Here is a 12,934-nt window from a genome sequence, read left to right as displayed (position 1 = left end):
CAAATAATATAGCGTTTTTCTTTACTTATTTTCTTCGACGACAAATAATTTTTATCGGTGTTCCTTCAAAATTAAACGCATCACGTATTCGATTTTCCAAAAATCTCTCATAAGAAAAATGCATTAGTTCGGGTTCATTAACAAAAACAACAAAGGTTGGTGGTTTAATAGCCACTTGTGTGGCATAGTAAATTCTTAACCTCTTCCCTTTATCCGTTGGTGTAGGATTCATTGCAACAGCATCCATAATCACTTCATTTAAAATACTTGATTGAACACGCATGGCATGATTTTCACTAACTGTTTGAATAACTGGAATTAATGTTTGGACTCTTTTTTTCGTTTTGGCTGACAAGAATACGATTGGTGCATACGATAAAAAGAGAAAATGTTCACGAATATTTTCTTCGAATTTTTTCATCGTTTTTTCGTCTTTTTCAACCGCATCCCATTTATTCACAACAATTACTATTGCTCTACCAGCTTCATGGGCATAACCAGCAATACGCTTGTCCTGTTCTCTTATTCCCTCTTCGCCATTTAATACAACACAGACGACATCAGATCGTTCAATTGCTCGTAGTGCACGAAGAACACTATATTTTTCGGTACTCTCATACACTTTCCCTTTTTTCCTCATCCCTGCAGTATCAATAATGACATATTCTTGATCATCGAACGTGTACATTGAATCAATTGCATCCCGAGTTGTTCCTTCAATATCACTTACAATTACACGCTCTTCTCCTAGTATAGCGTTTACAAGTGATGATTTTCCAACATTAGGCCGTCCAATAAAACTAAATTTAATTGTATCCTCGTCATATTCTGTATCCTCGGACTTAGGAAAGTGTTTGGCTACTTCATCTAAAAGGTCACCTAATCCAATTCCATGTGCCCCTGAAATAGGAAAGGGATCACCAAATCCAAGTGAATAGAAATCATAAATCTGATCTCTCATTTCTGGATTATCAATTTTGTTTATTGCTAAAACGACAGGCTTTTTTGATTTATACAAAATTTTTGCAACTACTTCGTCAGCCGAGGTAATTCCTTCACGTCCACTAGCGATAAAAATAATAACGTCTGCCTCATCAATAGCAATCTCCGCTTGACTTCTAATTTGTTCAAGAAATGGTTCATCTCCAATATCAATACCACCAGTATCAATAATATTAAAATCATGAGTTAACCACTCCGCAGAACTGTAAATTCGATCTCTAGTAACCCCGGGTACATCTTCAACGATAGAAATACGTTCACCGACAATGCGATTAAAAATTGTTGACTTTCCTACATTCGGACGACCTACAATCGCGACAACTGGTTTTGTCACCGTAATCACCCTTTCATATATATTTTCTTCCATCTCATTCACTTTTTGTTGATTAAAAAGCTACGTTAAAGTGCTATGTTGATTTTTGTACTAGTTAATTGAAGCGAGCATCTGCAGCGAAAAATCAACAACCAAGTTTAACAGAGCTTATAAAAAATTGATGTTGTAAACGACTAACCTAGATAGTTTATCAATAATATGTTTGACAAGCAATAAATAGATTGGAAGAGATAAGCGATTAATGAAAATTTAACCTTGCTTTTCTCTTTCAATATTACTTTTCGTAGAAATATTCGAAAATGCATAATTCATAAATGTCCAAGTAAAACTTATACTTAAAAATATTGTATATACATCTAAATAATCAGCACTCCCTATCGTATAGGGAAAATTCCATTTTTTTAGAATAAGCGAATAGATAACCTCTCCTTGCAAAGTTCCTGCAGTTGTACAAATGATTTGAGAATATAATGTTTGTGAAAAAAGTAGCTTTGACAATAAGAAGAGAAACCCTCCAAGTAAAAATCGACGATCAAAAAACATCCAAACCGGATCATATAATTCCAATAATAACATACCACAAAAACCAGTCATCATGATGAGAATTGCTACAAACATATATATCTTCTTCACGAGTGAAAGTTTTGAGAAATGATAAAAGCAAATAGCTAACATTACTAATGATGGCAATTGAATTGTTAATGTAAATAAATTGATTTTATACGGAAAAAGAATTAATAAAAGCAATGATAATGTCGCTAACCAGATTCTTATTTTATTTTGTTTACTTATGATAAAAGTCGAGAAAATCCAGACACTCCAAAGAAAAAATAAATAAAAAAATCCACTCACAAAAACACCTCCTTTCTTTTCATTATGGGAAAAGAAAAAAAGTTCTAACCATGAATAGTAATTTTTTCTGTACAAATGCTAATTATCGAGGGAGGTGTTTTGCAATGGGAAAAGATCGGCAAGAAAAAAAGTTGAAGGCAAGTCGTCGAGTAGAGTCAGATCGCGACCAAGCACTACACTATAACGGATCAACAAAGCTTGAAGGACCGGAAGATGCTAGAAAAAACCAAAGAGGATAAGAAAAGCTGAGCGCTAGACGCTGCAGCTGGACAGGAAAGCTATATATATTTAATCAAAAATAAAAAACTCTCGTAATGAGAGTTTTTATTTTAAATTTAGTTTTTCAATTCTTTTAACTTTTCACCAATTACTTCTCCTAATTGAAAGCCTTTTGCTTCCTCCGGAAGTTCATAATCAATGACTTCTTCTGTATTACGCTCTTCAAGATCTTTAATGCTAAGTGACAAACGATTTTCCTCAGAGTTTACATCTAATACTTTCACTTGCACTTCTTGACCTTCTTTTAATACTTCATGTGGTGTATTTATATGCTTATGGGAAATTTGAGAAATATGAACTAATCCTTCAACACCCGGTAGCACCTCAACAAATGCGCCAAAAGAAACTAATCTTTTCACTTTACCCGTAAAAACTGTTCCTTTAGGTGCTTTCTCTTCAATATTTGCCCATGGCCCAGGTTGAGTTTCTTTAATGGATAAAGAAATTCGTTCATTATCATGATCAACAGAAAGTACTTTCACTTTAACTGTTTGACCCTCTTCAATAACGTCGGACGGTTTATCAACATGCTCATGGGACAATTGAGAAATATGAACAAGTCCGTCTACACCGCCGATATCAACAAAAGCTCCAAAATCTGTAATTCTTTGAACAACTCCCTCGAGTGTTTGTCCAGCTTGTATTTGTTTTAAAGCCTGTTTCTTTTTCTCTAATTTTTCAGATTCAACGACTGCTCGATGAGAGAGAATAATTCGATTCTTTTCGCGATCTAATTCAACAATTTTAAATGACAATGTTTTGCCTTTATAATCTTCAAAGTCTTCAACATAATAATCTTCAACAAGTGATGCCGGAACAAACCCTCTAATTCCTAAATCAACCACTAAGCCACCTTTAACTACATCACTAACAACTGCGTCAAACACAATATTATTTTCAAAACGTTGTTTCAATTCATCCCACGCCAATTCTGCGTCAACTTTCCGTTTTGAAACAACAAGAGCTTCCTCTTCGACTTTTATTACAACGAGATCAAGGACATCACCGACACTTACAACGTCAGATGCTTTTTCAATATGAAGGCTTGATAATTCACTGATTGGGATAATACCATCTATTTTACTGCCTTCAATGGCAACAAGAACTTGCTTTTCCTCAACCTTTGTAACAGTTCCTTTTACTTTGTCATTTTCTGAAAAGGTCCTTACTTCTACTTGATTCATCTCATCTGTCATATGTATTCCTCCTTAATCTAAATACCGAAAGCAGATGCTACATGTGTTTTTGAGTTCTTTTTTCTCTATGAAACTCGAATAAATATTTCCATTTAGCTTCCATGCTTTTCTAATTTCTTATAATTCAAAATATAATCCTTCTATAAACTTCTAACAAATGCTACATTTTGTCAAGTAAAGAGACTTAGCAACGATGAGTTTCTATTAATTTTTTGAGATGGTCCATTATGACAGCGGTAACTTCACTTGCACTTGCTTTTTTTTCACGTAGTTCTTTCATGTCAATCGGTTGACCATATACAACTTTCAATTTTTTAAATGGCTTATACGGACCGATAATTGCACATGGAACAACTGCCGCTTCCGATCTTAACGCAAAAAATCCGGCACCAGAAAGACCTTCTCCAAGTTCACCAGTCTTACTTCGCTTACCTTCCGGAAATAATCCTAATACTTGATTATCTTTAAGCACTTTTAGCCCTTTTCTCAAAGCTTCCCTATCGTTCATTCCCCTCTTTACAGGGAAGACATTTAAGTGTTTCATTAGTGTTTTAACGATAGGTGTTTTAAATAATTCTTCTTTTCCCATAAAAATAACTGGCCTTGGGGCGGTAATACCGACAACTGGCGGGTCAAGATTATCGATGTGATTAGGACATAAAAGAACCCCGCCACTTTTAGGAAAGTTCTCTAATCCTATTACTTGAATTCTAAATAGAGGTTTAAAAATTCTCCATACAACGACTTTTGCAAAAGAATAAAATGTCACGCTAATTCGATCCTTTCATTAGCTAAGTTCATTATTTTATTTACAACATCATCGATAGATAACGATGTAGTATCGATAATAATTGCATCTTCTGCTTTTTTCAAAGGTGCAACTTCACGTTCAGAGTCAAGCTTGTCCCGCTGTTCAATTTCCTTTTTTAATTGAGTAAGGTCTGATGGATAACCTTTTGAAATATTTTCGTTATGACGTCTTACCGCACGTTCTTCTACACTCGCAAGTAAAAAGATTTTTAATTCTGCATCGGGGATAACATGTGTTCCAATATCCCGCCCATCCATGACAACAGCGCCATCCTTGGCAAAAGCTTGTTGTCTCTTTACCATTTCTTCACGCACTAAACGATGTTTTGAAACATTTGATACATTGTTTGTTACGTGGCCTTGACGGATTTCATTCGTTACATCAATTCCATCTACAAATACAAGTTGTCCGTTTTTACCCGGTTTAAGTTCTATTGATGTCGCATGCAGGAGATCCGCTAACGCTTCTTCATTATTTATGTCCACTTCATTTTCAATGGCCTTAAGTGTTAATGATCGATACATAGCTCCCGTATCTATGTATATAAACGACAAGTTTTCTGCCACAATTTTAGCAACTGTACTTTTTCCGGCAGCTGCAGGACCATCAATTGCGATTCTAATTTTTTTGTTCATTTCATTCCACCCTAATCTAATAAAATTACCTTATTTCACAATATCTTTTTTATTTTAACATATATTTTATCAATAAAGAAAAGAAGACAGAAAATTATCTGCCTTCATTATAATCGTCTATTAAATGGCTCCATGTTTCAACAATCGGAGTCTCATTCATTTTATTTACGCCTTCATAAATGGTGATTTTTTGTAAGTCTTGAAAGTAACGTGAACTATGTAAAAACACTTGGATAATTAATAAAAACATAAAATGAATGACAATTAATTTTATAAACCAGCGCTCAATTGTTTTCAAAGGCTTCCACTCCTCCAACAACGAATATTAGTAATTTGTTTTTCATTATTGGGTTTATGGAAACATTTTATACGAAGTTACTAAAAGTTAGTTTTTTAATAATCCTTTTTTTCGTAACTCTAGCTGCTTTTCAAAGCAAAAGCGGAATAAAAGCTGTTTATCTTTTTCTTGAATATCAATAAATTCGATTGAAGCTATATTTTTTTCTCCTTCATTAATACGAATGATTTTAAAATTTGTTTGAATATAGTGATATTCTCCTGAATGCATTGGTAGAACAAGTATCATATTACCTATTTCATTTTGGACAAGCTTTATATTATTAGGTAATAATACTGCGCATCCTCCTGCACTAACATCTTCAGTAATCGTAGTAAAATGACAATTAGATTCTTTACAATTTATTGAAATGTCAATAGCGGCATTCACACGAACAAATTGTCGCCGTTGAATTTTTTTAAATGTTTCCTTAGGTGGCAATTGTAAAATAATTAATGGGATATTCTTTTTTATTTTTCCTATTACTTGAGTTCGAAATTGGTACGCCACGTTGTTTTCGGTAATAAAGACTGCATTTAATTGAAATGAATTTAAAAGAAAAGCAGTACGGTTTGTCGTTAAGCTAATAGGATAATCAATATAAATTTTATCCTCATCGATATCCGCTATTTTGCATTTATATTTCTCACCATCATCTTCTAATGATTCAAGCGTAAGGGCCGTTCCCACATTTAGCATTCCCTTGCAATCCTTCCTAATCAAATTTAATTATATAATTATTATGACATTACTATTTGAACTTTTCTAGAAAAAAAAAGAAAGGCAAGCGCCTTTCTTAAAGAGTGTTTTCATAAACCTTTTCGGCATTTTTTAACTTTTCTACTTTTTCCTCTACACCCGAATCGGCATTAATAAAAATTCGATACGTATCATTATTTAGTGTCCCTAAAAATTCATAGCATAGGACTTCTTTTCCTAAGTCATTGACTATTAGGGATCGTCGATCTTCCATGATTTTCAAATTTGGATTTATATGTTTTTTTGCTTCTTTTTTACTTAATTTAGGGTTAGGAATATTTCGTTTCTTTTTATTCTTTAAAAGATCTTGTGCAGTGAAGCCCACTATTTCACCATTATCTAAGGCTATTTTTATTTTTAATGTCTCGGGGTATATTCTAATATCATTTTCAACTGTTACAAATGAATATACCCCTATCGTATCGTATTGGGTCGTTTCAAATTCTTCCATATTTTTAATATGATTATTATCGATAAACTTTTTCGCTGAGCTCATTCCTTCATTTAAACTAAGCTTTTGCTTTGCAATATCCCTTCGTTCAATAAAATAAATAGGGTGACCGCCTTTTTTAGTAATATCTATATTTCCTTCATTTCCGTTACTATCAACAAAGGTCACACTAAAAAACCCAAATTTTGAACCTTTTCCACTTTCAGTTACTTTCACCTTTGAAAGGTTATTCTTATTTGTAAACTTTTTCGCAATCTGAATTGCTTCTTCCTTGCTAATTTTTTTCCCTGGTGCATCCTCAAAGTTTTGATTTTTCTTTTGATAGCTCATTAGTGAGGGATCCGTCATATTGGATTCGTCGTAACCCTTAACCGTTTTTTCCACGGTTTTAAAACCATCAATAATCGTGTTATCGGATGCTTCTTTTCCCGTTGCAAGGGCCATTTCAACGTCCATCCAACGTAAATTATTTTTTAATACAAGATGTTGTACTTTACGCAATTCATCCTGAATGTTTGCACTTTGTGAGTATAACTTTTTTAATGTTCCGTACTCATCTTTTGTGAGAGGTTCTTTATCTAAATCTCTTACTGCTGTTCGATAGCTGAATTTACCGATATTTGAAAGAAACTCCTCTGTTTTGTTGAATGGTAATAATGTTAAAGGCAATTGACCGACATTATTATGGGCTTCAGATGTTAACCTCCAAACATCAGCAAGTGCAGGCGACAATGATTTTCTGGAATTCATCGCTAATGTCGTACCAATTTTGTCATGTAAAGTATCCATTTGATAAGCTAAATCATGAAATGCTCGTTGGTAATTGTTTTCAGCATTCATTAATATTGCGTTTTTTTCCCGATGTTCCTGATAGCCCCAAGCGCCTGTACCAATTACCCCGAGCGTAAGAACTGTAATTATAATACCTCTAATCATTTTTCTCCCCCTTTACATACAAAAGATGTGTTTTCCAATCTTCTTAATTTGCGGTCTTGACCAGATCCACTTACTTGTTGCTGTTTCGGGATTAAAATAATACAAAGCTTCACCAGTTGGATCCCAACCATTTATCGCGTCAATAACTGCTTTTCTTGCAGTTTCATTCGGTGTTAACCATATTTGCCCGTCCGCTACAGCCGTAAATGCTCCAGGTTCAAAAATAACTCCGGACACAGTATTAGGAAATGAGGAACTCTCAATTCTGTTTAATATAACAGCAGCTACTGCAACTTGTCCTTCATACGGTTCTCCCCTAGATTCACCATATACCGCATTCGCCAATAATTGGATATCATTTTGTGAGTAACCGTTTGGAACATTGGCAGCACTAACTTTTGATGTATTCGATGGTTTTTTTGTTGTTGTTTTATTCGCAGACGATTTCTTTGGTTTAATCTGTTTACTGATATCTACACCACCGTAGTAAGTAAATTCATTTCCTTTTTTAATTTGGTCTTTTACAAATGCCTTATTATAATTTGAAGCCTTTGCTAATTTAGCTTTTGTCTTTGACCCGGCAAGACCATCTATTGGCAATCCGAAATCCTTTTGAAAATTTCGCAATGCCCAATAGGTACCCCAACCAAAAACGCCATCAATTTTCCCTCGGTAAAAACCAATATTTTGCAAACGTGCCTGTAACTCAATTACATCATCACCTACCGCTCCTTTTTGTATCACCTGATTAGTAAAAGCTTGAACAGGTTTTTCCTTGCTTGATAGTGATAAGGTCATGAGACAAAGCATTAACACGAACATGACTTTTAACAAAGTGTTATACTTCATTCTATCTTAACCCTCCATAAAATGATTTAGAATTAAAGCTAGTTTTTGTTCCAAGAGGGTTTTTATTCAAAATTTCATAATAAAAAACAATCGGACATATTATCCGATTGTATTAATTGTTGATTTGTTGTTTTCCGTTACTACTTCATGATGATTTTTCGAAAGGATATGGGCATGTTTTACTTTCTTTAATGCTAACCACCAAAGAAATAGCATAAATGGGATCATATAATAAATCCATTTCGTCTTTGATAAAAGGATATAATCATATGAACCATGAAGAATTAGTGGAATGGAAAAAGAATAGATCAATGCTTTCTTCTTTTTTAAATGATCAACTGAAAATTTAGCTTTTCCTAAATAATATCCCATTAATACGCCAAATAATGCATGACTTGAAACAGGTAATAATGCTCGCCCAAACGCTGTCCATACGCCATCTGCAAATAAATACAAAATATTTTCCACAGTTGCAAAACCAAGTGAAACACTAGCACCGTAAACAATTCCATCGTAAGGCTCGTTAAAATCTCCTAGTTGGTACACAACAAAATAGAGGATAAACCATTTAAAAAACTCCTCTAATAATGATATATTAATAAATGCATTAAAAATATTTCCTTGTAATACATGCTCTGTCATTAATACATGCTGAATAAACATGATTGGGAATGTAAGAAATGCACCAAATAAAAATGCTTTAAAAACAGATTGAATTGGTTCAAATTCATATTGATCCTTTAAATAAAAATAACTTAATAAAGCTAAACCTGGTGCTATTCCTGCTGATAATATTACCAGCATTTTTCGTCCTCTTTTCTATAACGTTTTTTTAATCGTAACATGTATAATATAGAATGAAAATATTTTATTCAAAATTTGGAAAAGCTTTGTTTTTTTATGGGGGTATATTTGATGAAAAAAAACATTTTAGTTGTGCATACCGGTGGAACTATTTCAATGTTTGAAGATAGTGAGACAGGTGCCGTTAAACCCGGAAATGAAAATCCTTTGTCAACTCAGACAAAAGGTTTAAATAATTTAGCAAATCTAATCATTAAGGAACCTTTTAACCTTCCTTCTCCACATATTACAATGCAAGAAATGCTTCAATTAAAGAAAATAATTGAAGATGAGGTGAATCAGAATAAGATTGAAGGGGTAGTTATTACACACGGAACAGATACACTAGAAGAAACTGCCTATTTTCTTGATTTAACGATAGATCTTGAAATACCTATCGTTGTTACAGGAGCAATGAGGTCAAGTAATGAAATTGGTTCCGATGGTTTATATAATTTAATCACTTCAATTCGTGTTGCAGCATGTGACGATGCCAAAGGAAAAGGTGTTCTAGTTGTATTAAACGATGAGATTCATACTGCGGAAAACGTTACGAAAACACATGCGAGTAATGTATCGACTTTTCAAAGTCCTCAGTATGGACCAATTGGAATCATTACAAAGCAGGGAGTATTTTTTCATAATACCCCTACCCATAAAGAAAAATACGATATCGATCAAATTTCAAAAAGAGTAGCATTATTAAAAGCCCATGCTGGAATGGACTCGTTACTTTTTCATTCCATTCTCGATTTACAATACGATGGAATCGTCATTGAAGCATTAGGTCAAGGTAATATGCCCCCTGATACAGTGGAGGGAATTAAATCGTTAATCGAGGCAAATATTCCTACGATCATCGTCTCAAGATGCTTTAATGGAATTGCTCAAGACATTTACGGATATAATGGCGGAGGAAAACAATTAAAAGAATTAGGTGCCATTTTTTCAAATGGTTTAAATGGGCAAAAAGCTAGAATAAAGCTTTTAATTGCACTTTCACAAACAAACGATATGAAAGTTATCGAAGAAATGTTTCATTAAATAATATTAGCAAAAGACCTGTACCTCGTATGGTACAGGTCTTTATATATTTAACAAGCTCATGTTATGGGCAAATACATGAAGCGATAAGTTCTCCGTGAAAACGTCCATTCTCAATAAATATTTCATTCGCATTATTACCAGCAGCAATTACACCGGCGATAAATATTCCTTTTATATTTGTTTCCATTGTATTCGGATCAAATTCAGGTTTACCTGTTAACGGATCAATCGCTACTCCCATTTCCCGTAAGAAATGATGATCCGGATGATATCCAGTCATGGCGAAAACAAAATCATTTTTAATTTCCTTAACTACTTCATTCACGCGATATTTCACAGTACTTTCCGTAATTTCTAACAGCTCCGCCTTAAATTCTAAAGTGATTTGGCCGTTTCGTACTAAAGAATCGAACTCAGGCAAAATCCAAGGCTTTACGCTTTTAGAATATTCTTCTCCTCTATATAAAACCGTTACATTTGCCCCTGCTTTATTTAATTCAATCGCTGCGTCAACGGCAGAATTTTTCCCACCTATAACGACTACATTTGTATTAAAATAAGGGTGTGCTTCTTTAAAATAATGAAAAACTTTCTCTAAATCTTCCCCCGGTATATTCATATAATTTGGATGGTCATAATATCCCGTTGCTATTACTACATTTTTCGCAGTGTATTCTTTTTTACTTGTCGTAAGGATGAAACTTTCATCATTTTGTTTTGTTATCGTTTCAACTTTTTCAAATCGATTGATACGTAGGTTTTTTCTTTTTACAACTTCTCGATAATACGTTAATGCTTGATTTCGTCTTGGCTTTAAATTTTCGTTGATAAATGGAACTCCACCAATTTCTAATTTCTCACTCGAACTAAAAAATGTTTGATGTGTTGGGTAATTATATATAGCATTAACGATATTCCCTTTTTCGATAATGAGCGGGTCAATTCCTTTATCCTTTAAAGCGATTGCTGCTGAAAGACCACATGGACCTCCCCCGACAATAATACACTCTTCTGTTTGCATTGCTGCCACCTCTTAATTCCTTTTGAATAATATTAAGTAAAGTATATAAAAAAACTCCCATCTATAATGATAGGAGATTTTTATGATTGCTGCAATGTTCGTGCTAAATCCAACCTCTGAAACGAGAAGCTTCGGCTGATTTTCTTACCCCTACCATATAGGCAGCTAGTCTCATATCGACTCTTCTTGTTTCAGCAGTGTTATAAACATTTTCGAAGGAATTCACTAAAACTTTTTCAAGTTTTTCATCTATTTCTTCTTCTGTCCAATAATAACCTTGGTTATTTTGTACCCATTCAAAATAGGATACAGTAACCCCACCAGCTGAAGCTAATACATCTGGTACCAGTAGAATACCACGGTCAGTTAAAATTTGTGTAGCTTCTAAAGTGGTTGGACCATTTGCAGCTTCTACTACGATTTTTGCACGAATATTATGTGCATTTTCTTCCGTAATTTGGTTTTCGATTGCAGCCGGCACTAAAATATCACAATCTAATTCAAGCAATTCTTTATTTGAAATGGTACTGTCAAACAGTTTTGTAACTGTACCGAAACTATCACGGCGGTCAAGTAAATAATCGATGTCTAAACCATTCGGATCATATAATGCGCCATAAGCATCAGAAATCCCAATTACTTTAGCACCCGCATCATGCATAAACTTAGACAAAAAGCTTCCAGCATTACCAAATCCTTGAACTACAACTTTTGCGCCTTCAAGGTTAATTCCGCGTTTTTTAGCCGCTTCACGAATACATATAGTAACACCTTTAGCAGTTGCAGTTTCACGTCCGTGAGAACCACCTAACACGAGTGGTTTACCGGTAATAAATCCGGGTGAATCGTTTTCACGCAATCTGCTGTATTCATCCATCATCCATGCCATTATTTGCGAGTTTGTAAATACGTCCGGAGCTGGTATGTCTTTCGTAGGACCTACGATTTGACTTATAGCACGAACATAACCACGACTTAAAGCTTCTAGCTCACGAAACGACATTTCACGAGGATCACAAATAATTCCGCCTTTTCCTCCGCCATACGGCAAGTTAACAATACCACATTTTAATGTCATCCATATTGATAATGCTTTAACTTCTTTTTCAGTAACATTAGGATGGAATCGAATTCCTCCTTTTGTTGGACCAACAGCATCATTATGTTGTGCACGGTAACCTGTAAAGATTTTGATCGAACCATCATCCATACGTACAGGAATTTTCACTGTTAATAAGCGCATTGGTTCTTTTAATAATTCATAAACTTCTTCAGGATAACCTAATTTTTCAAGTGCTTTGTGAATTACTGTTTGTGTAGACTTTAATACATCATGTTTCTCTTCTAAAACTTGATTATCTGCACCCGTCTCGGCTGCCATTGTTGCAAACCTCCTAAAAATCAATCGGTATTAAGTATTCATGCTTTCAGACATAGTATACACTTTTACTGTATTTATGCAAGATAAATGAGGATACTTTTTCGATTTTTTGTAAACGCTCTCAAACGTTTGGAGATTCATCAAAAGTTTTTATTAAAGCATAGAAATGACCTGAACATGAATTTCTGTAACAGGTCATTT

Annotated in this window: 14 protein-coding genes; 2 read left to right on the top strand and 12 right to left on the bottom strand. The window is 34.1% G+C overall.

Annotation, left to right across the window (positions count from 1 at the left end; translation table 11 throughout):
- Nucleotides 1-25: 25 nt before the first annotated feature.
- Together der and B5V89_RS07980 are read right to left on the bottom strand one after the other, a co-directional pair.
- Nucleotides 26-1,336 (bottom strand): ribosome biogenesis GTPase Der, encoded by a 1,311-nt coding sequence (der, locus tag B5V89_RS07985; RefSeq protein WP_066228838.1) that lies wholly within the window; start codon nucleotides 1,334-1,336, stop codon nucleotides 26-28.
- Nucleotides 1,337-1,585: 249 nt separating this feature from the next.
- Nucleotides 1,586-2,188 (bottom strand): YphA family membrane protein, encoded by a 603-nt coding sequence (locus tag B5V89_RS07980; protein WP_108071372.1) that lies wholly within the window; start codon nucleotides 2,186-2,188, stop codon nucleotides 1,586-1,588.
- A gap of 104 nt (nucleotides 2,189-2,292) precedes the next feature.
- Here B5V89_RS07980 and B5V89_RS07975 point away from each other — a divergent pair, with 104 nt between their 5' ends.
- The gene (locus B5V89_RS07975; RefSeq protein ID WP_066228686.1) at nucleotides 2,293-2,427 is read left to right on the top strand and encodes a YpzI family protein; all 135 of its coding nucleotides are present in this window, start codon (nucleotides 2,293-2,295) and stop codon (nucleotides 2,425-2,427) included.
- A 96-nt stretch (nucleotides 2,428-2,523) separates the two neighbouring features.
- Here B5V89_RS07975 and rpsA read toward each other — a convergent pair whose 3' ends face one another.
- The 8 genes from rpsA to prsW form a co-directional block, all read right to left on the bottom strand.
- Nucleotides 2,524-3,663: a 30S ribosomal protein S1 gene (rpsA, locus tag B5V89_RS07970; RefSeq protein ID WP_108071370.1), complete on the bottom strand. Its 1,140-nt coding sequence runs from the start codon at nucleotides 3,661-3,663 to the stop codon at nucleotides 2,524-2,526.
- 184 nt (nucleotides 3,664-3,847) lie between these two features.
- Nucleotides 3,848-4,432, bottom strand: coding sequence for a lysophospholipid acyltransferase family protein (locus B5V89_RS07965; RefSeq protein WP_108071368.1), 585 nt, complete (start codon nucleotides 4,430-4,432; stop codon nucleotides 3,848-3,850).
- Nucleotides 4,429-5,109, bottom strand: coding sequence for a (d)CMP kinase (gene cmk / locus B5V89_RS07960; protein WP_107920389.1), 681 nt, complete (start codon nucleotides 5,107-5,109; stop codon nucleotides 4,429-4,431). Before cmk ends, B5V89_RS07965 begins: the two co-directional genes overlap by 4 nt.
- 94 nt (nucleotides 5,110-5,203) lie before the next feature.
- On the bottom strand, nucleotides 5,204-5,407 hold the full coding sequence (locus tag B5V89_RS07955) for a YpfB family protein (protein ID WP_066228695.1): 204 nt from the start codon (nucleotides 5,405-5,407) through the stop codon (nucleotides 5,204-5,206).
- Nucleotides 5,408-5,494: 87 nt separating this feature from the next.
- A complete protein-coding gene (locus B5V89_RS07950; RefSeq protein ID WP_066228698.1) occupies nucleotides 5,495-6,145 on the bottom strand; it encodes a flagellar brake protein in 651 nt (216 codons plus the stop codon).
- 97 nt (nucleotides 6,146-6,242) lie between these two features.
- Nucleotides 6,243-7,592 (bottom strand): germination protein YpeB, encoded by a 1,350-nt coding sequence (gene ypeB / locus B5V89_RS07945; protein WP_108071366.1) that lies wholly within the window; start codon nucleotides 7,590-7,592, stop codon nucleotides 6,243-6,245.
- A 12-nt stretch (nucleotides 7,593-7,604) separates the two neighbouring features.
- Nucleotides 7,605-8,402: a spore cortex-lytic enzyme gene (gene sleB / locus B5V89_RS07940; protein WP_425319827.1), complete on the bottom strand. Its 798-nt coding sequence runs from the start codon at nucleotides 8,400-8,402 to the stop codon at nucleotides 7,605-7,607.
- 138 nt (nucleotides 8,403-8,540) lie between these two features.
- Nucleotides 8,541-9,245 (bottom strand): glutamic-type intramembrane protease PrsW, encoded by a 705-nt coding sequence (prsW, locus tag B5V89_RS07935; RefSeq protein ID WP_066228709.1) that lies wholly within the window; start codon nucleotides 9,243-9,245, stop codon nucleotides 8,541-8,543.
- 111 nt (nucleotides 9,246-9,356) lie between these two features.
- On the opposite strand from prsW, the gene B5V89_RS07930 reads away from it, so the two are divergent.
- Entirely contained in the window at nucleotides 9,357-10,328 is a 972-nt protein-coding gene (locus B5V89_RS07930) for an asparaginase (protein ID WP_181294262.1), read from the top strand.
- A 64-nt stretch (nucleotides 10,329-10,392) separates the two neighbouring features.
- On the opposite strand, the gene B5V89_RS07925 is transcribed toward B5V89_RS07930, so the two are convergent.
- Both B5V89_RS07925 and B5V89_RS07920 read right to left on the bottom strand, forming a co-directional pair.
- Nucleotides 10,393-11,352 (bottom strand): YpdA family putative bacillithiol disulfide reductase, encoded by a 960-nt coding sequence (locus B5V89_RS07925; RefSeq protein ID WP_066228714.1) that lies wholly within the window; start codon nucleotides 11,350-11,352, stop codon nucleotides 10,393-10,395.
- A gap of 103 nt (nucleotides 11,353-11,455) precedes the next feature.
- Nucleotides 11,456-12,733, bottom strand: coding sequence for a Glu/Leu/Phe/Val family dehydrogenase (locus B5V89_RS07920; RefSeq protein WP_108071362.1), 1,278 nt, complete (start codon nucleotides 12,731-12,733; stop codon nucleotides 11,456-11,458).
- Nucleotides 12,734-12,934 lie beyond the last annotated feature (201 nt).

The organism is Heyndrickxia sporothermodurans, from assembly GCF_003055045.1.
Taxonomy (GTDB): domain Bacteria; phylum Bacillota; class Bacilli; order Bacillales; family Bacillaceae_C; genus Heyndrickxia; species Heyndrickxia sporothermodurans.
Note: the sequence above shows the minus strand (reverse complement) of the source record. Positions and strands in the feature narration are given on the sequence as shown.